16 protein-coding genes are annotated in these 23,877 nt (G+C 46.2%); 8 read left to right on the top strand and 8 right to left on the bottom strand.

Translation table 11 applies throughout. From position 1 onward, the window contains the following. Positions 1-13: 13 nt before the first annotated feature. From H6A28_RS00695 to H6A28_RS00680, 4 genes are all read right to left on the bottom strand, one after another. A complete protein-coding gene (locus H6A28_RS00695; protein ID WP_204478567.1) occupies positions 14-2,998 on the bottom strand; it encodes a SusC/RagA family TonB-linked outer membrane protein in 2,985 nt (994 codons plus the stop codon). A gap of 156 nt (positions 2,999-3,154) precedes the next feature. Beyond that, positions 3,155-5,629: a TIM-barrel domain-containing protein gene (locus H6A28_RS00690; RefSeq protein ID WP_204478566.1), complete on the bottom strand. Its 2,475-nt coding sequence runs from the start codon at positions 5,627-5,629 to the stop codon at positions 3,155-3,157. A gap of 133 nt (positions 5,630-5,762) precedes the next feature. Continuing rightward, positions 5,763-8,612, bottom strand: coding sequence for an AraC family transcriptional regulator (locus tag H6A28_RS00685; RefSeq protein ID WP_204478565.1), 2,850 nt, complete (start codon positions 8,610-8,612; stop codon positions 5,763-5,765). Positions 8,613-8,811: 199 nt separating this feature from the next. Continuing rightward, entirely contained in the window at positions 8,812-9,657 is an 846-nt protein-coding gene (locus H6A28_RS00680; protein WP_204475133.1) for a helix-turn-helix domain-containing protein, read from the bottom strand. Between the two features lie 358 nt (positions 9,658-10,015). Here H6A28_RS00680 and H6A28_RS00675 point away from each other — a divergent pair, with 358 nt between their 5' ends. Next, positions 10,016-10,504: a calycin-like domain-containing protein gene (locus tag H6A28_RS00675; RefSeq protein ID WP_204475135.1), complete on the top strand. Its 489-nt coding sequence runs from the start codon at positions 10,016-10,018 to the stop codon at positions 10,502-10,504. A gap of 89 nt (positions 10,505-10,593) precedes the next feature. Here H6A28_RS00675 and H6A28_RS00670 read toward each other — a convergent pair whose 3' ends face one another. Continuing rightward, positions 10,594-11,382 carry a porin family protein gene (locus H6A28_RS00670; RefSeq protein ID WP_204478564.1) on the bottom strand — a complete coding sequence of 263 codons (789 nt, stop codon included), beginning with the start codon at positions 11,380-11,382 and terminating at the stop codon, positions 10,594-10,596. 11 nt (positions 11,383-11,393) lie between these two features. Beyond that, complete coding sequence (locus H6A28_RS00665) at positions 11,394-12,512, bottom strand: PCMD domain-containing protein (protein ID WP_204478563.1); 1,119 nt, start codon at positions 12,510-12,512, stop codon at positions 11,394-11,396. Between the two features lie 258 nt (positions 12,513-12,770). Between H6A28_RS00665 and H6A28_RS00660 the strand changes: the two genes are divergently transcribed. The 7 genes from H6A28_RS00660 to H6A28_RS00630 are packed head-to-tail and all read left to right on the top strand — an operon-like array spanning position 12,771 to position 22,018. Next, positions 12,771-13,592, top strand: coding sequence for a DUF4493 domain-containing protein (locus H6A28_RS00660; RefSeq protein WP_204478562.1), 822 nt, complete (start codon positions 12,771-12,773; stop codon positions 13,590-13,592). 12 nt (positions 13,593-13,604) lie between these two features. Next, positions 13,605-14,954: a DUF4493 domain-containing protein gene (locus H6A28_RS00655; protein WP_204478561.1), complete on the top strand. Its 1,350-nt coding sequence runs from the start codon at positions 13,605-13,607 to the stop codon at positions 14,952-14,954. A gap of 15 nt (positions 14,955-14,969) precedes the next feature. After that, entirely contained in the window at positions 14,970-16,646 is a 1,677-nt protein-coding gene (locus H6A28_RS00650; RefSeq protein WP_204478560.1) for a DUF4493 domain-containing protein, read from the top strand. 8 nt (positions 16,647-16,654) lie between these two features. Next, complete coding sequence (locus H6A28_RS00645) at positions 16,655-17,383, top strand: hypothetical protein (RefSeq protein ID WP_204478559.1); 729 nt, start codon at positions 16,655-16,657, stop codon at positions 17,381-17,383. A gap of 11 nt (positions 17,384-17,394) precedes the next feature. Further along, a complete protein-coding gene (locus H6A28_RS00640; protein ID WP_204478558.1) occupies positions 17,395-19,014 on the top strand; it encodes a PCMD domain-containing protein in 1,620 nt (539 codons plus the stop codon). Beyond that, a complete protein-coding gene (locus H6A28_RS00635; RefSeq protein ID WP_204478557.1) occupies positions 19,007-21,316 on the top strand; it encodes a DUF4493 domain-containing protein in 2,310 nt (769 codons plus the stop codon). Before H6A28_RS00640 ends, H6A28_RS00635 begins: the two co-directional genes overlap by 8 nt. A gap of 9 nt (positions 21,317-21,325) precedes the next feature. Then, positions 21,326-22,018 (top strand): DUF4493 domain-containing protein, encoded by a 693-nt coding sequence (locus H6A28_RS00630; protein ID WP_204478556.1) that lies wholly within the window; start codon positions 21,326-21,328, stop codon positions 22,016-22,018. 92 nt (positions 22,019-22,110) lie between these two features. Here H6A28_RS00630 and H6A28_RS00625 read toward each other — a convergent pair whose 3' ends face one another. Next, positions 22,111-23,445, bottom strand: a complete 1,335-nt coding sequence (locus H6A28_RS00625; RefSeq protein ID WP_204475147.1) for an NADP-specific glutamate dehydrogenase — start codon at positions 23,443-23,445, stop codon at positions 22,111-22,113. A 168-nt stretch (positions 23,446-23,613) separates the two neighbouring features. Then, positions 23,614-23,793: a hypothetical protein gene (locus tag H6A28_RS15050; protein ID WP_239465208.1), complete on the bottom strand. Its 180-nt coding sequence runs from the start codon at positions 23,791-23,793 to the stop codon at positions 23,614-23,616. Between the last annotated feature and the right edge of the window lie 84 nt (positions 23,794-23,877).

Below are 23,877 nucleotides of genomic sequence, written 5' to 3'. Positions count from 1 at the left end.
CTTTACTTTTAAATTAGAATTTTACGTTGACACCTAATGTAAATGAGCGTATGCTTGGATAGCGGTCGCGGGTGTCGTATCCAGGAGTCAGTCCGTCAGTAGAAACTTCCGGGTCGATGCCTTTGTATCCGGTGATGGTCAGGGCGTTCAGTACGGAACCGTAGATACGCAATGACTTGATGTATTTGCCGAGCTGTCCGAAGTTGTAACCCAGTGTGATGTTGTCAATCTTCCAATAGTCACCGTCTTCTACATAGTAGCTGTTGAATTCCGGTTCTACTTCCGGGCTGAGGGTATGCTTGCCGAATACCAGGTCGTTGACTGATTTCAGTCGGTTTTCCATACGGGCGTTCTTCACGTTTTCGTAGTTCATACGGGCACCGTTGATAATTTGGAAGCCGAAGGCGCCACGCATGGTGATAGACAAATCAAAATTCTTGTAGCGGAAGTTGTTGTTCCATCCTGCATAGTATTTCGGAAGTCCGTTACCGATGATGTGCTTGTCTTCCGGTGCATGCGTGAAGTCTTTGTAGTTTATCAGGTCGCCGTTGCGGTCTTCGTAGATCCAGCGTCCTTCTTCGTCCACGTCTACTACCTTGAAGCCGTAGAAGTTACCGATGCTTTCGCCCACCTGTACGCGGTGTGAGTCTGCCACCTGTCCGGAGTATTCCACTGTTCCTGTGTTGAAGTAGTCATATTCTGATTTAAAGATACTTCCTGACAGACTTTCCAGTTTGTTGGAGTTGAATGAGAAAGTACCGGTGGTGCTCCATTCAAAGTCTTTGTTCTGTACCGGAATCACATTGACCAGGATTTCCACACCCTTGTTTCTCATCTTACCGCCATTGGCTGTAGTGGTGTTGTACAAGTTGGGAGGAGTCGGTACGGCATAGTCATAAATCAATCCGTCTACCAGTCGGTTGTAGTAGTCGATGCTACCAGAGAGACGTCCTTCCCAAGAAGACCAGTCGATACCGATGTTGGTTTCTTTCTTCTCTTCCCAGCGTAAATCGGGATTCGGGTTGGAAGCCGGTACAATGGTTTGAATCCAGCTGCTGTTTACATAGGCGTAAGAACCGTATTTCAGCATGGCTACTCCCAAGAATCCGTTTTTAGGTTGTGACCCAGTGACACCGTAACCTACTCTCAGTTTCAAGTCATTGAAAATGTGCTGGTTTTTCATGAACGGTTCTTCCGTGATTCTCCAACCGAATGAGACGGACGGGAACAATCCCCATGCGTTGTCCGTGCCCCAGAGCTGGCTGGCACCTTCATAACGCAGGGCAGCCATGAACAGATAGCGTTCTTTCCAGGAATAGGTGGCACGGCCGAAGAAACCGATCAGGTTGGTCGAAGTCTTGCTGGAGCCTGCAGAAGCTTTTCCTTCTTTCAAGGCAGAACCGATGCCGATGTTGTGCCAACCGCCGAAATAGTCATCCTGGAAACCGTAGTTGTCGAACCACATTTCTTCATAGTCTGTTTCGTCGTAGCTGTAACCTCCCAAGATAGAGAATTTATGGTCGTTGATGGTCTTGTTGTATTGTGCGGTCAGTTCCATCAGCTTTTCCATTTCGGTATACGCACCGACAGAAGACCATCCGTTCTTGTGGTCACGAAGGGCGGAGATGTGGTTCTGTGTTTCACTGTATCCGCGGTTCATGTTTTCACGTGTGTAAGAGAACATGGCCTGCAGGGTCAGGTCTTTGATGGGGTTGTAGGTGATGTTTCCGTTGTAACGCAATTCTGTTTTCTTTACGTTTCCGTCTGATTCATAGAGCAGAGCCAACGGGTTTTCATATTCAAATTTGTTGACGTTTTCATACCAGGTACCGTCCGGGTTGCGTACGGGTTCGGTCGGGTTGCGTCGGGTAGCCTGTGAGTAGACACCGCCGCGGAAGCTTCCTCCACTTTGAGTGGATTCCATCTGGCTTTTCTTTCCGAAAACGCCGAATTTCAGTTTCACTTTGTCGTCGAACATACGGTGAGTCACTTCAATTCTTCCCTGGAAGTTGTCGAAGTCTGATTTTTTCATGGTTCCCTGACGGTCTGCGTAGTTGAGGTTGGCAATGTAGCTGGTCTTGGAATTACCACCCATCAATGAGAGGTTGTGTACGTGAGAAATAGGGGTACGGCTGATTTCATCCACCCAGTCGGTGTTGTATCCGTAGTCATAATCCGGATAGAGGGCAGCAAATTCGCGTCCACTGAGCATTTCCAGCCGTTTGGCCATCATGGCAGTGCTGACGTAGCCACTGTATTCTACAGAGCAGATATCGCCTCCTTTTGACTGCTTGGTAGTGATGAGGATGACACCGTTTGTACCACGGGTACCGTAGATGGCGGCAGCGGAACCGTCTTTCAGTACGTCTACGCTTTCCACGTCTTCAGGAGCCACTGTGCTCAAGGTTCCGGGGATACCGTCAATCAATACCAAAGGGGCTGTGTTGGCTCCACCGATGGTGTTGGTTCCACGGAGGCGGATCTGAGTTTCTCCGGCCGGGTCACCAGTCGGGTTGGTGATGGCCAGTCCGGCTACTTTTCCTTGAATCAGCTGGCCGACATCCTTTACGGCTCCTTTGACGAAGTTTTCTGATTTGACGCTGGAGATGGCACTGGTTACATCTCCTTTACGCTGGGTTCCGTAACCGATGACTACTACTTCATCCAGCATTTCATTGTCTTCTTTCAATACTACTTTTATCGCCGATTTGGCCGGTACTTCTTGGGTTACATACCCGATATAAGAAATGACGAGTGTGGAGTTGGCCGGTACATTGAGAGTGAACTGTCCGTCGAAGTCGGTAATGGTACCTTGTGTGGTGTTCCCCTTTATCACTACACTGGCTCCAATAATGGGTTCTCCTTTGGTGTCGGTCACATTTCCTTTAACGGACAGGTCTTGTCCCCATCCTACGGTTGCCCAACATAGAAAAAGAACTGTGGCAATGACAGTCTGAAGCCATGAATGACATGGCTTTCTTTTACATGCATGTTTCATAAATATAGGTTTTAAAAGGTTATAAAATAGAATTATAAAAAGGTTCAATCTAAATAATCCTATAGGAGGAGTGTCATGTGTTTCGTATTAGTTTGGATGGCGTTCTTAAAAGAAGGTGCGGGACTCCTCAAGCCGCACCTTCTCTTAAAATGTGTCTTACAGTTTTATAGAAATCTTTTTACCTGTATAAGTCACTTTCTGGTCGGGTTTCACCGTGACGGTTTCAGCCGACGGTTTGCCCGGTTGCATCAGGGTGATGCGGAAGTTTCGCTTTTTCAGCATATGCGGGAATTCTCCCTGACGGTTGTCGATGGTCAGCGTGCGGGTGGCATCGTTCCAGTGGAAACGGATGGTAGAGAATGCTCCCTTTTCGTAGTTGTAGTTGTCGAACTCGTCTTCGTAGAGGGTGAATTCGCCATCGGCACCCGGGTAGACACAAATGTCCAGGTTGTCCCATTTCTTTTCAGAAGAATATTGTACCTTCGGACCTAAGGGCAGGATGCTTCCGGCCTTGATGTAGAGCGGCAGGATGTCTACCGGGCATTCCCGCTGGATGTCTTGTCCGCCTTCCACGGTTTCGTTGGTCCAGAAATCAATCCATTTCGTGCCTTTCGGCAAGTATACTTTCACCGGTGCGGAAGCCTTGGCCACGTCGGGCACGGTGGTCACGCCCTTGTTGCCTTCTACCTTTTTGGTGTACAGCGGTTCAGTGACCGGACGTACCAAAATCTGCTTGCCGAAGAGGTATTCATTGTCCAGCAGGATGGCCTTGCGGTCGGTAGCGAAGTCCATTACTAACGGACGCATCATGCAGCCGTCTTCCTGTACCACTGCACCGTTCAGACTATATATATAAGGTAAGAGGCGGTAGCGGAGTTCGATGGCCCGCTTCTGTGCATCGTAGGCCCAGTCGCCTTCCTTGCCGAAGAGGTCAATTTCGTTCAGCATCGGTGAAGAGCAGTGGTTGCGCATCAGTGGCATGAAACAGCCCCACTGGAACCAGCGGGCATGCAGTTCCTGATAAGCCACATTGGTACAGTCGTTGTTGTATTCCCAGCCGAAGAAACCTCCTAAGTCTGTATTCCAGAACGGGATGCCGCACAGCGTGAAATTCAGTCCGGCCGGAATCTGCTGGCGGAGTACGTCCCAGCTTGATACCACGTCGCCGCTCCAGCTCAGGGCACCGTAGTGCTGCTGGCCCAGGTAGCCCGAACGGGTCATCTGGAACACACGTTTGGCATCCGATACGGCACGCTGGTGTTCATAGATACCCCGGTTGTGAGACAACGGGAAGGCATTGTGTACGGAACGGAAGGAGCCGTCGGCCGTTTGCAGGTCGAAGTCGCTTTCCTTGGGGTTCAGGTGGTCGGGTTCCGTAGAGTCGGTCCACCAGGCATCGATGCCCATCTGATGCAAATGGCTGAGGTAACGCCAGTAGAGGTCGCGTGCGTCCTTGTTGAACGGGTCGTACGGATGAGCACCTGATTTGGGCGGCCAGGTTTCGAATTTTAGCAAGGCCCCCATCTTGTCGAGTTCCTTGTACTGGTCGGTCCACGGTCCGAAGCTGGCCCATACGGAAATCATGAGGTGGGCATTATTCTTGTGTACGTATTCCACCATCTCTTCCGGGCTCTTGAAGCGGGGTTTCGGATAGCGGGCGTTCTTGTCTTCGTCGTTCGGCAGGTAGCGCAGGGCAGCCGGATCGTCCATCTTGTTGATGTAGCGCGGGTTCATGAATTTCATGGCGTTCCAGTTGGAATCACATCCCCAGTACTGCCAGTCCTGTACGATACCGTCGAGAGGGATTTCGAGCTTGCGGTACTTGTCGAGCACGCCGCAGAGTTCGTCGGGGCTCTTGTAGCGTTCGCGGCACTGCCAGTAGCCCATGGTCCAGAGCGGGAACATGGTGGCCTTTCCCGTCAGGTCGCGGATACAGGCAATCACGCCGTCCTGCGTACCGTCTTTATAAAGGAAATAATAGTCGGAGCAAAGGCCTACCTGTGAAGAGAATGAGGTTTCGTAGGGCGTGTCGCTGAAATCGGAGATACCCGGATTGTCCCAGTACACGCCATATCCCTTTTCGGAAGTGAAATAGGGGATACAGATATTGGTGTTGCCGTTTGACAGGTGAATCTGCTGGTTGCGGTGGTTCATGGCCCCACTCTGGCGTTGTCCCAGTCCGTAGATGGCTTCATCGGGTGCAAGGCTGAAGGCCTGGCTCACGGTATACGCCTCGCGGTTGACATCTTTCCGGGGGATGAAGTTGGTGCCTTCTACTTTTTCATTTAATAAGGTTTTTCCTTTTTCATCGGTGTAAGTCACTTTTCCGGTGGCCACATCCAAGGTCACCTTCATCTTTCCGGCGGTCATGCACACCGTGTTCCCGTTCTGGGTGTAAGCTATTTCCACTTTCTCCGGAGTCTTGATGACCGGGAAACTTTTTTTCTCGGGCATCTCAGCCGAAGGATATTTCACGATGCGCACAATGGAAGGAGAGTAGAAAATCACTTCCCCGTTCAATACAGGTTGTGCGGTCTGGAATTTTCCCCCTTGGGCAGTTCTTTCAAAATGCTGCGCAAAAGAGGACATACAAGAGGCCAGTGCGGCCAGAAACAGAATTTCTTTTCTCATGTTGTCAATTTGTTTTTCGGAGTTTACCACTAAGGTTGACGTCACCAAATGTAAAAAGATTCTTTGGCGAGGCGGAGAAAAGAATGTGCCAAAGAGCGGCATAAAATGCTTCAAAAGGCGTTTTGACGCATTTTTACCCCTCTTTTGATTCAGATATACCCTCTTGTTCCTGTTTCTTCTGGTATTCGCTGGGCGTGAGACCGTACTCTTCCTTGAAGCAGGCGGTGAAATATTTCCGGTTGTAATAGCCGAGGGCCAGGGCCACTTCGTTCACGGTGGTATGGCTGTCTTTCAGCATCCGGCAGGCATGCTGCATCTTGACGCGGCGGATGTATTCCAACGGGGTCAGTCCGGTGATGGCCTTCAGCTTGCGGGTCAGGGTGGAGCGCGACATGTTGGCTTTTTCGGCCAGGTGCTGCACGTCGAAATCCGGTTCGCTCAGATTGTCTTCCACGGCTTTCAGAATGTTGTCGAGCAGCATCTTGTCGAGGTTTGCAAACTCCCGGTCGGAAATCTGCACTTCCGGATGGACATCCTGCCGGTTGCCGTTCAGGTACGAGCGCATTTTCATCAGTTCCGTGCTGTCGGCATACAGTTCCTCGTTTTCCTGTTTCATTCTTCGAAGGTAGAAGCGGATACCGGCATAAATTCCACCCACTATGAGGAGCAAGTAAAACGCCATGGCCCATCCGGTTTGGTAGAAGGCTGGCAGACGTTTGATATGGATTCGGGTGATTTTATCACTCCATACGCCGTAGCCGTCTGTCGCTTTCACTTCGAACACGTAGTTTCCTTTGGGAAGGTGTTTGTAGACGGCCACGGGCTGTCCTTCGGCAGTGTAGTTCCATTCCTTGTCGAGTCCGTCCATGCGATAGGCATAACGTATTTTCCTTGCATTCAGGTAGTCGAGCGATGAGAAATGAATTTCCAGACTGTATTCATCGGGCTGGAGAGTCAGGTGCCCTTTCCAGTTTCTTGGTTGGCCCATGACGTTGATACCGGTCAGGAAGGTAGGCGTTTCGGGACTTGGCTGGTCGAGCCGGGCGGAAGGAGTGACGGCACAGATGCCCGGGATACCTCCTAAGTAAATCCGTCCGTCGTGTCCCTTGCAGAGGGCGGTAGGGATGAAACGATGGAGCAGCAGGGAATTGTCAGTCGTCAGATAGGTAGAAAACGAGTGATTTTTCGGATTGTATTCTATCAGTTTCTGGTTGGTGTCAATCCACAGATGTCCGTACACGTCGTATTCCAACTGGTTCACCGTGTTTCCAGTCAGTCCACAAAGCCAGGTGTGGTCAGTGAGGTGTCTGGTCTTTACATGCAGGGCATATACGCCACCTTCCTGGGTACCTATCCAGACGCAGGTGTCTTCTTGCAGGCTCAGGCAGGTGATGGGGAGGGAGGGGACGATTCTTTGACAATTGTCAGTCTTGCTTTGTCGGTAAAGTCCTTTGTCGGTGGTCCCTATCCACAGGTTGCCGCGTTTGTCTTCCTTGATGCAGCTCACCTGTCCCAATGTGTCGCAGAGAGTATGCCACTGTCTCTTTTGCAGGTTGAAGGTATACAGTCCGTGGTTCGTGCCTGCCCATAGCGTGCCGTGTTCGTCTTCGTAGGTTTGGGTGAAATATTCGTCGGGCTTTGGAGAAGGCAGTGACAGGGTACGTACGTGGACAATCTGCATGCCTTCCCGTCTGAACTCATAGATAAGATTTTCTCCTTCGGGAATCACCCATACGTTTCCTTCCCTGCGGGCCTCCGACATCTGTTTGATGGTTCCTAAAGAAAGACCGGTGAGTGACGGAAAATCGGGGTAAAGTGACACACGGTCGTATTGCAGGTCATACAGCCCGAGTCCAGTACGTTCCTGTGAAATCCACAGCTTGCCTTCGCCGGCATCACTCAGAGCCATGATGGCGGGTTGAGACTTGACACGCTGTGCTAAGGCGGGGAGCGGATACTCTTCCGGCACATCTTCGGCAAAATGCACGATGAAACTCTTGCCGTCGAAAGAAGACACCCACAGGGCCCCGTTCTTGTCTTTATAGATTTCATTCAGCATACTGCCGTATTCGGCCGGCAGGCGGAAACCGGTCTGTACTAACTGACGTTTCTTTTCATCGTAGCGCATGGCAATCAGCGAACTGCGGGTGGTCATCCAAAGGGTGCCGTCATTATTGTCTTGTGCCAGATACAGGATGTTGCCCTCCTTTTCTCCCATGGAATTGACGGGGAGGGGGGAGTAAGTGTAGAGGGAATCTTTTGGAGCCGACGGATTGAAAAGCAGCACGCCGTTGCCGCTGGTCCCTATCCAAAAGTAATTGTGTGTGCAGTCCTGGATGAAGTAAGTCAGGTTCCGTTCGGCAGGAGGATCGGCATAATGTATAAAGGTATCCCGTTTCCGGTCGTAGCGGTAGATGCCTTCCCGGCCTAAGTTAATCAGGATTTCCTTTTGCCGGCTTTCGCAGAACCCGGCCATCCACGAAGGTTTTCCTTCCGGGTCGTACAACGAATAGGTTTTCTGGTGTCTGCCCGATGCGTCATATCGTATCAGTCTGTTGTCGGTGGCCAGCCACATACATCCGTCCGAGGTTTTCCGGATGCTGTAGACCGCACTTCCTTGCAATCTTTCCGGGTCCAGGGGAGTGACCTGTCGGTCGGTCTTGTCCAGTATGTAGGCACCGGCATCCGTACCGAACCAGATCCGGCCTTTGGCATCTTCCGAAATGGACTGCACCAGGTTGTTGCGCAGTAGTCCCGGTGTATGGATGTCGGAGCGGATGACATCCACTTGGTAGCCGTCGTCGCGGCACAGCCCGTTGACCGTGCCATACCACATTATTCCCTCGCTGTCCTGGAAAATGCGGTGTATGGCACTTACCGGCAGTTGTGGAAGAGACGGAATGGGGGTGAGCCGCACACTGGAGGCAGCTTTCAGCAAGAGGCTGACCAGGCAAAAAAGGAGTGAAATATACGTTTTTTTCATGGCTTTTCAGGGGGGTATAAAAAACGCAAGTACGTTTGGGTTAAAACGCAAGTGCGTTTCACTTAAAACGTAAGTGCGTTTTGATCAAAACGTAAAGGCGTTTTACTTCAAACGCAAGTGCGTTTTCTGACGAACGCTTCGGCGTTTTTCTGAGGACCTCAAAATGGCCTCAGAAAGCGTCTGGAAGCGTTTTGATTTTTTATCCGTTGTTCCGGTATTCCAGTGGACTCATTCCCACGTATCGTTTGAAATATTTTCCGAAGAACGACACGTTGGCAAAGTTCAGGGAGTCGGAAATGTTCTGAATGGAAAGCTGCGATGACTTCAGCTGCGACTTGGCATCCATGATGACCATCGAAGAGATGATGTCCACGCAGGTTTTCCCCGTAATCTGTTTCACGGTGGTACAGAGGTGGGCATGCGTGATTTGTAGCTTCTCGGCATACCAGGCCACGTTGCGCGTCTGGTTGTAGTGCTGCATGACCAGCTGGGCAAAGTTGCGGCAGATCAGTTCGCTTTTCGACAGGTTATGTACTTCGTCGGTCTTGTTCCGGTAGAGCATGGATATACCTTTATGTATATCGGCATACAGGTTGGTGGCGATTTCCGGCCTGATTTTCTCGGGCAGGAACTCATACATCTTGATGAGCAGCTGCATGTATTCCTCCATCATTTTGGCCCCTTCCGGTTTCAGACGGATGACGGGGCGTCCTAAGGTAAGGTACATGGTGTCGAGGAAAGAATGCGACTGGAGGTTGTGTTCCATGTATTCGGACGAGAATCCACCGAAGTAGATGTTCAGGTCTCCTTTGATGTCGTTTATCTGAAAGATGCTTCCGGGGGTAAGCGTGATGAAGTCGTTGGCTTCCACCTTTATTTTATTCAGGTTGACCGAGGCTTCCACTTCTCCGGACATGCAAAGTACGAAGATTTCACATTTCAGGCGCACGGGATAATTGGTATAGAGTCCCAGCAGTTCCTTACTGATGCCGGTGCCGATGAGCCATTCTTCCGGCAGGTCGATTTTGGGAAGTTCCTTTTCCATGGTATTCAAATTTTTGCAAAGATAGCGAAAGCCGAGTGCAGAGGCAAATAGAAAACGCAGTTTTCTAATTTGACTATGCCGAGGCGCATCCAATCTTCTTAAAAGATAGCGAAAGCCGAGTGCAGAGGCAAATAGAAAACATAGTTTTCTGAATTTAATATTAGAATTGATTTTTTTATATTCTTAAATATTGACCATACCTGTTGAAATTAAATATTCTTAAAACTGTTATAACGCCATTTTTTTTATCTGATTTATTCTGTATTTGAAAAATAGGCTAAAAATAGAATAAATTGACCTTGCAGGAATAAAGCAGATTGGTTTCCTTTGCGACCGTAATTAAAAACATAATTAAGCAATGAAAAAGAGTTTATTTTATTACGTGTTGGCCATGTTGTGCATGGTAGGTTTGTTTACTTCTTGTAGTAATGATGATGATGCTGCCGTTTCGGCTGCAAACGAAGTGGTAGGCGAGTATTCCGGGAAATTAGATGTAGTTATCTCTATGGGTGGAATGGATGTTCCGGCTGGAACAATTGATCCTCAAACCATCACCGTGACAAAAGCTGGCGACAATTCCATTAATCTGTCTATCACCAATTTTACGTTCCAGAATATCCCACTTGGAAACATTGAACTGAAGGATTGTGCGTTGACTGCCAATGGCGACAAATATAACTTTACAGGAACCACTAATCTTGATAATCAGATGCTGACTGCCGACATAGCTGCTACTGGTTCTTTCAGCAATGGAACCTTGACACTGGACTTGGATATCGATGCAGTATTGGGAGGAACAATGAACCAGACTGTGAAAGTAACTTATTCAGGTACGAAACAGGAATAAGATGAAACCTTTTTCAGGACTTTCCTGAAATACATAAAAAAAGGGCTGAGGCATTTCGAACCTCAGCCCTTTTTTTTCGTATGCAGGTCTCAGAATTCATAGCCGAATCCCAAGTTCAGGTAAATGGGATACATGGCAAAGGAGACCGTGGTAAAGTCTTTTTGGAAAATATCGTTCAATCCCCAGGTCAGGTCGGCATGGACGTTCAAGTGCTTGTAGGCCTTCCATTCTCCGCCCACCTGCACGCCCCACTGGAAATGGCGGAGGTTGTCTGAGAAGTCGTAGGCAGCCTTGTTTTCTCCTTCAAAATTCACGCGGCTTCCGCTGGCATCAGGTGTACGGAGGTGTCCTTCGTAGACATTGCCGGAAAATTCTCCGTTCAGCATGTACGAGAAATACGGTCCGGCCATCACTTTCCAGCGGTTGCTGATCCGGTAGTTCGCCAATACCGGAACGGTGAGGTACGACATTTTCACGGTTGTTTTTACTCCTCCTGTCCAGAGTCCCTTTATTTTTCCTCCGGTCTCACTGAAAATTTCCATGCCATAGTTCTTGACGGTGGCTTTGGTATCCATGTCTTTTTTGTCGAGGCGTAGTCCCACGCTGAGGCCCCACTTTTGTTTTGCATCCAGCCATTTGGTGGCATTTCCTTCCAGGGTGATGGCCAGTCCGGGCGAATAACTGTCCAGGCTTCTGATTTCCTGGGGAAGTGGCAGTGGAGAAGTTCCACCTATATTTATACCGGCCTTTATTTCATAGTCCAGCCCGTGGGAAGCCAGCCATAACAGTCCTTTGTGTGAGGAAGAATACTGTGCGTGACCTGCCAGGGCGAAGCCTCCTAAAAACAATGCTAATATGGGCGTTACATATTTTTTCATCTTACTCTATTTTAGTTCTCACAAATAATTTCCACTTCATCAATGTACAATTCACTCCCCACGGCTCCTTGGAAGTAGGCGCCCATGACACTGGAAGAGAACACGACGGCCAGTTTGTATTTTCCGTTTTTCAAGTCGTCGGCGTTGACGGTTTTTCCATTCTGGGGAGTAAATTCCAGGTCAAATTTTTTCCATTCGTCGGTTTCCGTCATTTCCTGTTCCGGGATGCGTGCTAACAGCACGATGTGTTCGTCTATGCCCGTTCCGTCCGGAAAAAGGTTGCCGTCCAGGGTAAAGTCGCTGGTGGGAGCCTCATAGAGTACCGCATAAATATCGCCTCTATCCTTCTTGCCAGTCACCACATTGCCTGCTTTGTCGGTAAAGGTTTCTCCTGCCTTATATTTGAACCAGCCAGTCATCCGGGTGGGTCGTTTGGTGAACGGGAATCCCATGTGAGTGGCTTGCAAGGGTGCCAGTACGGCGTTTTGGGTATCGAACGAACCGATGAAGATATTTCCGGCCGCAATCGGCATACCAAGAGGCTTTCCGAAGCTTCCGGTGCTGAGCGTGGTCAGTTTGACACATTTTCCCGCGTAACCCACAGGATATTGCACGGTAGGGTATTGTGTTTCGTTCAAAGCCATACCGCTCAGTTCGTATCCGGGATTTCCGCTGGCCCACTGCATGATGCCGGTCGCATTGGTGAGATAAAAAACATTGTAAGGGGTGGTTTCTTTCAACTCTTCAAAAGAGAAACTGGTGGGCAACGCCAGTTTGTTCACCCGTACGATGTATGGAGTTTTTGTGGCTCCGTCTTCGGAAGTTACTACAAAATGCCGGAGGACTTTTTGGCTGAAATCATAGAGAGGAGGCCGGTCGTTGGTTTCCGTCTCTTCCGCTTGGATGGTGGCTCCCTCGGGAAGCGTGAAAATCAGTTCTTGTTGGGAAATGTCAGTTCCGTCGAGTACATAGACTTCCACTTCCTTTCTTAAATGGTCGATGGTGGCCGACTGGATATTGGTTCCGGTGCAGCCGTCTATGGCTGCTTCCACATTGAGCGCTTCGTCCTGTATGCAGGAACTGACGGACACGCTTAGCAGGAATCCGGATAAGATGTACTTTACGTTCATTTGGATTCGTGATTGTCTGTTTGGTATTGTTTTTGCAAAGGTATAAATTTTTTGGTAGGATATAACTTCCGTTATCTATGGTATTTTAAAAATAGACCATTTGGATGTCTTGTAGAAAGGGGTTTTGTGTTAATTATCAGGTAAAAGGGGGCTTTACGGAAGATTGATTATGAAAAATCAGCCAAAAATAAAAAAAAAAGACCTTGTGAGGGTTGGGAAATTGGTGTTATTTTGCACACTGAAAAATACAATGTACAAATGAAGATAAAAGGTTATTTAAAGGTTTCTTTGTTGCTGGTGTCGCTGGCTTTCCTTGGAAGCTGCCGCAGTGAAAAAGAACAAGAGGGTTTTTCAGAAACAGGCAGTGTGATGATTGATTTGTCGTCTGAACTGTCTTATCACAGTCGTGCGATAGACCAAAGTGCCTATCAGAATACAGACAATTATAAGGTATCCTTGTATAAAGGTGAAGAAGCTGTGTACACGGACAAGCTTTACAAGGACTTGGAAGTGGAACAGAAAGTTGATTTTGGAGTACCTTATACAGTGACGGCTTATTATGGGGAAGATGTAGCCGCAGGGTATGATCAGCTTTATGTGAAAGGCAGTCAGACTTTCTCGGTGGCTCAGGGAGACAAGAAAACGATTTCTATCACTTGCAAGCCTGCCAATGCAAAAATGTCCGTAGTATATAAAGGTAATGATGATACGGATACATTCGAAGATTATTTCCAAGATTGTACAGTGTCAATCAAAACTTCGTATATGGACAATGCGTGGACCATGAACAAGTCGGATGTGGGGAAGGAACTATATTTGAAAACAGGTGATGAAGGTACGAAATGTACGTTGACATTTGCTTTGACAGATAAAGAGGGAAATCCTGTCACAGTAGACGGCTTTGAATCTACGAAAGAAATTGATTTGAAGCCTTGCTATGCTTATACCTTGACCATCAAACCGAAGGGAACCGATGTACCGGGAGGTAAATTCGGCTTGACTGTGACGGTGGATAATGGGGTGACCGAAGAAGATGTAACAGTAAATATTCCGGGGGAATATATTCCTAGTTCAAATTAAAAGATGAAAAATATGAAAAAATATAAGAGTTTAATTGGCTTTTTGGCACTGGTAATCGGCCTTTCATCTTGCGAGATGCGTGATGAAATTTTAGGGAAAGGTCAGGCTGGCCCCAACGACGGTGTGTTGGAGCTGGATTTGTCTTCTGTTTATAATGGCGTGGAAATCAGCCGTGCGGATGCGACTGTAGATAATGGAACTACGACGGGTAGTTTTGCTGATGAAGATATAAATACGGATAATTATACGTTGGTAGTGACGAATACGTCTACCCAGGAAGAAGTGGCCAAAGGTACGGTCAGTGAATTGAAAAATCAGGATGGAAAGATTTTGATTCCTTTGGGAGAGGGTGATTATACGGTAGAAGCTTATAATTATGAAGGAGAAAACGTGACGGTTTCTGAACGTCCTTTCTTCAAAGGTGAACAGACTTTTTCTGTGAAAAAAGGTGTTTCTACAGCGGTAAGTTTGTCTTGTAAACTGGCCTGTGTGGAAATGGAGCTTGGGGTAACCACTTCTTTTACAGACGCTTTTAAGGATGATTATGCCATTACAGTGGATAATGGAGAGGGAGCTACTCAGGTATTTAGTAAAGATAACTTGGGTAAAAAATATTATTTCAAGACTCCCGCTCAGCAGGATCATTTGACGGTTTCAGTAAAGGCTACTACTAAGGAAGGCACTGAAATTACATTGAATGCCACAGTAAAGAAGCCTGCTGATGCAGAAGGTAATTCTGAATTGGCCGGAGGAGACTCCTTTATTATTAATCTGACAGAAGAAGGTGCTACGGATTCTTATCTTTCTATTGGTTTGACGGTGGATTTGACCTTTACAGAAAAGGGAGAAACCATTGAAATTCCGGTAGAAAATATTATTTATGACGGACCGGATGTGCCGGATGCTGGAGGAGAAGGAGGTACGGGAGAACCGGAACAACCGGAGGCTTCAATTACATTTGAAGGATTGCCCGCTACTTATACTTGCACATATGGAGATACTGAGATTGAAGGCTTACAGGATGTGCATATTACGGCGCCCAATGGGATTAAAAACTTGAATGTGACTATTTCAGGAGAAATCGCCGGACTTTTAGGAATGGTGGAATTACCAGAAACATTTGATATCTGTAATATGGATGATGAGCTCAAGTCAAAAATAGTAGGATTAGGACTTGTTACGGAGGAAGAATATTCGGAGTTGCATGCAGGAACACGTACAGATTTCACTTTTAAGTTGGGAGGGTTATTGGTCTTGATTCCTCCAGTCGTAGAATCAGGAAATAGTACATTTAATTTGTCGGTTTCTGATGGAGTAAATACTAAAGACGGCGATATTACAGTGGTGGTCAATCCAAAATAAGGAGAGAAGAAAACTATGAAATTAACAAATATAATGATTGGATTGTTTCTGGGGACAGGATTGGTTTCTTCTTGTCAGTCAGAAATAGAAGAAGGCGAGGGATATGGTTATCTCCAGTTGTCTTCTGTGGACGTCAATAAGAATGTGACGACACGTGCCGATGTGACTAGTTCGGAAGCGATTGCCGTAGATATATTGGATGCTTCAGCCGCAGTGGTAAAACATGCCGACGATTGGACAGAATTGAACGATGTATTGTTGCCGGTAGCCACTTATACTATCAAAGCATATTCAGCAGATAAGGATAAGGAAGCACAGGGCTTTGAGGCAGCTCCTTATTACGAAGGAGAGAAAGAGGTGGCCATTGAAGCCAATCAGGCAAAAGCAGTTAACATTACATGCAAGTTGGCACAGGCAATGGTTTCAATCAATTGTTCTGAAAGTTTCAAGTCAACTTTTAGTACTTATTCATGTTCAATTGAAGGTACAGATTTGAGTATTCCTTTCGTAAAAGATGAAGCACGTGCCGCTTATGTAAAGGCAGGCCAGCCTTTGACGGTAAAAGTGGGTTTCGGTAATGGCAAGTCTTTCACGCAACAGATTACCGAAAAGGCAGAAGCTGCCTATTATTATAAAGTAAACTTGGATATTACAGAAGGAAACGCTTCATTTGACATTACAGTTGATCAGACTATTCATCAATATGAGGTATTGGTGAAAGTGCCTTCTACACAAGATGAAACTACAGTAACGACAGGAATTGCTACTACTGATATTTCAAATGATGTATCTAAAGTATGGGGACAGTTTGCTTATCTGTCTGGAACCTGTGATTTGCAGGATGCCACTTCACCTGTACAGTTCGCTTATAAGAAGAAGGCTGATTCTGAATGGAAGACAGTGGAAGCTACTCATGGAGAAGGAAATGAGTATTCCGCTAAAGTATCTCCGCTGGATTTCGGTACGGAGTATGAATATCATATCTTGTGTGGAGATAAGACGGGTGAGACTTATAGCTTTACTACGGAATCTTTTGAAGCAATACCTAATTTAGGGTTTGAAGATTGGTCGCAGAAGGGTAAAAATTGGTATCCGAATACAGATGCCTCAAACAGTTATTGGGCCACAGGTAATGAAGGAGTTACCATGGGGGGTAGTTCAAATAGTACGGGAGTTTCAGATTCTCACACAGGATTGGCAGCTCGGTTGGAAACTGTAGAAGTTAAGGTGTTAATTGTCAAAGTAAAAGCTGCAGGAAATCTTTTTATTGGGAGTTATAAAACCAATGTTTCAGATCCTGCATCAAGTGTAACATTTGGTAAACCTTATGCAGGGGCTCGTCCAACGAAATTGTCTGGATACTTTAAGTATCAGCCAGGAGCTACGATGTCTAGTGGAAGTGTGCCTGCTGACCGTACTTTGACTGCGGATGAATGTGATATATATATTCAGTTATGGTCAGGAGATGTGACGATTGGTGAAGGGCATTTTATCACTAACAAAACAGTTTCTGAATATACCCGTTTTGAGATTCCAGTTGAATACACAGTCACCAATAAGCGGCCGGATAAAATAACTATCGTGGCGACTTCAAGTCGTTACGGTGGATATTTTGATGGGATGAGTGTGGTTGGTCAGCTGGCGATTGGCAGTACCCTCTGGGTAGATGATTTTGAATTGTCATACTATTAATATTTTGCATGAAGAAATATTTGATTCTATTTTTAACTTTTTTGTGCGTCACTTCGGTGTACGCACGAAAAAGTTATGACCGTAATATAAAGCCTTCTCTTTTTGTGCCGAAAGGTTCCTGGATGGGAGGGGTGACTTTTTCCTATATGGAGTTGACGGGAGATAACTATAAGTTTTTAATCTTGAACGACATTAACGGTGAAGGCTATACCTTTAAAGTGAGTCCGTATGCGGGCTATTTCTTCCGGGATAACATGGCAGCTGGTCTTCGTCTGAACTATAATCGTACGTATGCGGATATAGGAAATATCAATCTCGATTTGGGAGACGATTTGTCGTTCGACATCAGTGATTACAAATATCTGGAACATGAATATACGGCTTCCGGTTTCTTGCGGACGTATATGGGACTGGGAAACAGCAAGGTTTTCGGTTTCTTCAATGAACTGCGCCTGACTTATGGTTATGGTGAAGGAAAGACGTTGGATGGAGTCGATCAGAAAGCGACTGGTACTTATCAGACCACACACAGTTTGCAGATTGGTGCAGCTCCGGGCTTGACGGCTTTTGTGACCAACAACATGGCGGTGGAAGTGTCCATTAATGTGGTGGGACTGAAATTCAAGTGGGCGGAACAGGTAACCAATCAGGTAGAACGTGGTTCGTACCGTCAAAGTTCAGCGGACTTTAAGATTAATATATTTTCGATAAACATCGGTATTTGTTCCTATTTTTAAATTGACAGATTATGCTTGTAAAAGCCTTGAAATATAGTTTTATTTCTCTCTTGTTACTGAACTTGTCTTCTTGTATTGAGAATGACATCCCTTATCCATATATTGAAGGAGTGATTCAGGAAATCCAAGTGGAAGGGATGCAGGGAGAAGCCGTGTTCAATAATCAGGCACGCACCATTGAACTGACCATTGGTGAAGATGCTTTTATAGACAGTTTGCCGATTACAAAATTGGTGGCTAATGCAGAAGCTTTGATTTATCCGGATTCAACGGCCTGTATCAGGCCTTCCGGTTTTCCTGATTTCAGCTTTTCTTCCTTGGATGAATTGCCGGCCAATGCCAATACGGCGGTCGACTTTACTAATCCGGTGGATGTCTTGCTGAAAACCTATCAGGATTATTGGTGGAAGATTACGGTAAAACAGAACATTGAACGTACGATAGAAGTGGAGAACCAGTCGGGTACGGCTCCTTTGCTGGACTTGAATACCCATGTGGCCATTATCTATGTGACGGAGGATGCGGATTACCGGAATATTAAAATCAATAAACTGAACCTGGAAGGCTCGAAAACCAAATTGATTCCTTCGCCCGATACCATCACGGACTTTACTCGTCCCCGTGTGTTTCAGGCGTATCGGAATGGACGATACATTTGTGACTGGACGGTGGATGTGCAGAAGTCTTCCGTACCTGCTTCGGTGGAAAGCGTGAATGCATGGGCTACGAAAGCTTATATAAGCGGCAGTTTCCGTGCGGGTACTACCTTATCGGTAGAGTATCGTGTACAGGGAGAAGAGGAATGGACTGCGTTGGACGCGGCTTCCATAACAACCACCGGAACACGGTCGTATTCGGCCACGCTGACCGGATTGACCAATGGTACCAATTATGAGGTGCGTGCGCTGGCGGATGGAAACAGCGGTGAAACTTTCTCTTTCCTGACCGAAACTATCGTGACAATTCCGAATATGAATTTTGATACGTGGACGCAGGATGGAAAAACCTGGTATCCAAATCCGGTGGCCAACAATTTGGATGATGCACAGGCCTATTGGGCGACCGGAAACGAAGGAGTGACCATTTATAAGGAATCGAGTACGGTACCTGTGACAGGCAGTGATGCGTATCGTGGAACTTCTGCCAAATTATATACCTATGGTGATATTCTTTTGGTAGGAGCAGCTGCGGGTAATCTTTTTATAGGTACTTATAAGACGAATATGGGAACACCCGAATCAAGTCCTTCTTTTGGACGTCCGTACTCGGGGGCACGTCCCACGAAGTTAAGCGGATATTACAAGTACAAATCCATGCCTATCACTTACAATGGGACGGTTCCGGGAAATTTGAAGAATGACCAATGTCAAATTTACTTGCGGCTGTGGAATTCTGCCGATCAGGAAATTGCTTATGGAGAATTTACGGGCAGTGAGACGGTAACGGAATACCAGAAATTTGAGTTTGACATTAACTATACGGATACAATCTCTAAGCCTGCCAAGATTACAATTGTGGCTACTTCCAGCAAATATGGAGGGGAGTTTGATGCAAACGGTAAAAAGGTTATTGGTCAGGTAGGTGACGGTAGCACATTGTGGGTAGATGAATTTGAATTGAGTTATGAATAAAGGAAGAGATAAAAATATGAAATGGTTTAGTAGCCTTTTGTTATTATTGTGTGGAATGTGGCTGGGAGGCTGTCAGCAGGAAGACGATTTTCGCTCCTCTGCTCAGACAGGTTTCCAGATTACTTTGACAGACGAAGGAAATCAAGCCTATTCGCGTACGGCTCCTACTGAATTGGAGAAGCCAGTAGCATCTATGTTTCGCTTGCGTGTGGTAGATGCGTCTACAAATAAAGTGGCTTATTCTGGAAAATGTGCGGAATCGGTCTTGGTGAAAGAAGGTACATACAATCTGACGGCCACTTATGGAGACAATCCGGTCATTGCATTGGATGCTCCTTATTATGTGGGTACGTTGGAGAATCAGCAAGTGGTGACCGGGCAGATGACTTCGGCCACTATTTCGTGTGCGGTGGCTAATGCATTGCTTTCGGTAAACTATAATGAAGAAAGTTTGAAAAAAGCCTATGAAGACTATTCGGTGACGGTTTCTGTAGGCGACCAATCTGTCGAGATTGATTCTGTAGGCGACCAATCTGTCGAGATTGATTCAACAGGGATACAGAGTGCCTATTTTCAGGCAGGCTCTTCTGTACAATTGGTTTTCCATGGACATTTGGCAGGGACAGGGAAAGAAGTATCGTATAATATAGCGGAACCTGTTAATCCGGAAAAGCCTGATTGGAAACCATTTACCAATATCCCTGCGAGAACACATGTGAAAATTACGCTGGGTACGGATACAATTTCATCGGGTGTCGGCATTTCTGTGGAAAAGGTGGAGGTATCTAAAGTATCTGTCACCGAAACGTTGCCTTTGGAATTCTTGCCAAAGCCTAAGTTGGAATCGGCAGATTTCGTGAACAATGAACTTTCTTTTGCGGAAACGGAGAAGAAGAAATCGGCCGTCATTAATTTGAAGTTGTCTTCTCCCTTGCAGGATATCAAGCTGAAATTCAATTCTACAGATACAATATTTGCAGAATTGGAAGCGGACAAGGAATATTTGTTGTCAAATCCAGACGATTCGGCAGCTGTAGCATCTTTGGGTATCACCTTGCCGGAAATCGGTGCGACAACAGGAAGCCTTGATTTTACTTCTTTGATTCCTCAGTTGATGACAGACGCTGGAAATACGGTTGCTTCTACCATTACGGTGGATGTGGAAGCCAATAATCGCTGGGCGAGTGAAGACCAAGCGGTCAACAGTGTGTACACTTTGAAGTGCAAGAAACCGGAATTCAGTATTGCTGTAGATGAAAGAAATTGCTGGTCAAGAGAGTTCACCATAGATGAAGTTAATGTAACTTCCGGAGATCCGGAAGCAATAAAAGCGAATCTGGTTTACCAGTATTATGACGGGGCGAACTGGATTGATTGTACTACCCGTGAGAATGTCAAGGGACGCATTCAGCAGTTTGCACAGCGTGCAGAAGACATTTCGAACAAGGTCTATAAAGTGCGTGCGTTGTATCGTGGAGTGATTGCTTCTGCTGAGGCGGAAGCTACGCTGGAAACACCGGTGCAATTGCCGAATTCGGGAATGGAAGAATGGAAAGAAGATAATTATGTAAAAGATGGTTTGTTTAGTGATGAAACCTATTATTCTTTTAATCCTTGGCAAAATGATGAAGATCATTTTTGGGATACCTGTAATGATTTTACAACACGTCATAGAAATAATAGCAATGTTAATATATATAATTACAATGGATTTCATGCAGTTTCTTATGTGCCAGGGCGTAATGGTTTAGCAGCAGAGCTTAGAAGTACGGTTAATGGACGTGGAAATATGGTTAGTACTTTTTATAATTTTAATAAAGTAGCAGGTGAGTTATTCACCGGAACGGCAAAGGTTACAATGGGAACTAGTGGCTTCTTTGGAGATACTGATGGGAGTAAAGATACGTATGAGCGCATAAAAGATGCTTCGTTCTATAATCGTCCTACTGCGTTGAAATTTTGGTATAAATATGTACCATACAATTCTGATACATGGAAAGTTCATGTGGAGTTGTTGGATGAGAATAGAAATGTGATTATTCAAAATGATTATACTTCTTCTGAAATAAAGAATGATTGGACAGAAACAACCTTACCTTTGAATTATGTGGAGGGAGTGTCTTATGCAAAATGTAAATATATTTATGTGATATTTAGTTCTACTGTAAATTCTGGATCTAATATGCCTTATCGGGAAATCACACAGACCTTTTATGTGAATGGAGAAACTAAGACATTTAGTCCTGCTTATGTAGGTAGTGTATTAACTATTGATGATATCTCTTTGATTTACGACAAATAAAGAAGAACGATGAAAAAGAATATAGTATATATTTTATTGGGAATTTTCCTGCTGGCAAGCTGTCAGCAGGAAAATGAGATTCCTTCAGGAAAAGGTTATTTGTCTGTAGAAGGGATTGAATTGCAGTCGCAAGTGGTGACGGAAGTCGTTTCGCGTGCAGTAGATGAAAGTTTGACTGTGGATTTGTATAAAGGAGGAGAATTGGTGCGTACTTTGACTCCGGAAGAAATGCAAAACAAAATTGAACTGGATCCTGCTACCGATTATATGCTGAAAGTGTACAGTGCAAACTATGGAGAGAAGTCTACTTGGGACAATGAAACCATGGGTGAGCCAGTTTATTATAAAGACGTGTCTTTTGTGGTGACAGAAGGGGCTACAACGCCCTTGAAGGTGCAGGTGCCCATGATTACCTTTGCAGTCTGTCTGGATATGTCAGCGGTGACGGGTAACTGGTTGCAACGTTATACTTTTACCGTGACCTATGGGAGCCGGTCTGTGACGTTGCAAAATGGAGAAACAGCTTATTTCTCTTACGCGGAAGAAACTTCTTTCAGTTATCAGTTATCGATTACCAACTCGGATAATGAATCTCAGGTGCAATCAGGTAGCTGGGGAACGGAGGATGGAGAAACGGTAGCACAGAATACGGTGTACACCGTGACTTATAATTGGGCTACACAGTCGTTGACGGTGGAATAACAACCAGTCTACGCAATAATATAGAAAAACCGGGTGAAACCTTGAAATATTCAAGCTCTCACCCGGTTTTATTGTAATTTTAAAATCAAGCGTTATACAATACCCTGAGCCATCATGGCATTGGCCACTTTCATGAATCCGGCTACGTTGGCACCCTTCACGTAGTTAATGTAACCGTCGGGTTCCGTACCGTATTTCACGCAGGCTTCGTGGATGTTCTTCATGATGCTCTTCAGCTTTTCGTCCACTTCTTCCTGAGTCCAGCTCAGCTTGATGGAGTTCTGTGTCATTTCCAGACCGGATACAGATACACCACCTGCATTGGCAGCCTTACCTGGAGCGTAGAGAATCTTAGCTTCCTGGAACACGCGGATGGCTTCCGGAGTAGAAGGCATGTTAGCTCCTTCGGATACGGCAAATACGCCGTTGGCAATCAAAGCCTTCGCATCGTCGCCGTTGATTTCGTTCTGAGTGGCAGAAGGAAGGGCGATGTCGGCTTTTTCGTGCCAGGGACGAGCACCTTCCACGTATTTGCAACCGTATTTCTCTGCATATTCACGGATACGTCCGCGGTAGAGGTTCTTCAGTTCCATGATGTAGTCCAGTTTCTCACGGTCGATGCCGTCCGGGTCATAAATGTAACCGTCGGAGTCGGACATGGTGACTACTTTGGCACCTAACTGAATCAGTTTTTCTACGGTGTACTGTGCTACGTTGCCGGCACCGGATACCAGACAGGTCTTGCCCTTGATGTCAATGTTACGGGTTTTCAGCATTTCAAGCAGGAAGTAGATGTTACCATAACCGGTAGCTTCGGGACGGATGAGTGAACCGCCGAATTCACGGCCTTTACCAGTCAATACGCCACTGAATTCGCGGGTCAGTTTCTTGTACATACCGAACATATAGCCTACTTCGCGACCTCCTACACCGATATCACCGGCTGGAACGTCGGTTTCAGGACCGATGTGACGCCACAATTCCAACATGAAGGCTTGGCAGAAACGCATCACTTCGGCGTTGGACTTGCCGCGCGGAGAGAAATCGGAACCGCCTTTACCGCCACCCATCGGCAGAGTGGTCAATGAGTTCTTGAAGGTCTGTTCAAAAGCCAGGAACTTCAGGATTCCTAAGTTGACGGAACTATGGAAACGGATACCGCCTTTATACGGGCCGATGGCGTTGTTGTGCTGCACGCGGTAACCCATGTTGGTGCGGATGTTACCTTTGTCGTCCATCCAGGTGACGCGGAATTGATATACGCGGTCGGGAATACACAAACGTTCTATCAAGTTGACTTTATCGAATTCAGGATGCTTGTTGTATTCCTCTTCGATGGTTCCTAACACTTCTTCTACTGCCTGATGATACTCAGGTTCATTGGGAAATCTTCTTTTCAGATCTTCCAGCACTTTTGCTGCATTCATAATTTAAAAGATTATCTGTCTTATTTATTGGTTTGATAAATCAAGGTTAACCGATATTGGTTTGTTTGATGTGCCAAAAATATAGATAAAATTTTTCCCTTGCAACAATAAATCAATAAAAGTGAGGAATCGGCGTCAAAAATATTCTTTTTAGTTACTTATTTGCGTTTATTTGTTTCTGTTTTTAAGTGACTTGATGACGGGAATAAATACTAAGGCGCCCGAAATGAGAATCATGAGGATGAGCGGTCCGTCTATTTTTGGAGTGGAAGTGAGGACCAGAAAGCATAGGGCCGCCCAGCATAGAGTCAGGACGACGCATTGAGTGTGGTTGAGGGGTTTTCTCATAGTGAATCAGGAAATAATACACGGAGGAACAGCGGATAAGAGCGTCTATATGTGTCTCTTTGCGGCTGTACCTCCGTGTGGGTT

This window comes from Bacteroides mediterraneensis (assembly GCF_016900355.1).
Lineage (GTDB): Bacteria > Bacteroidota > Bacteroidia > Bacteroidales > Bacteroidaceae > Phocaeicola.
This window is presented reverse-complemented; position numbering and strand designations above follow the sequence as displayed.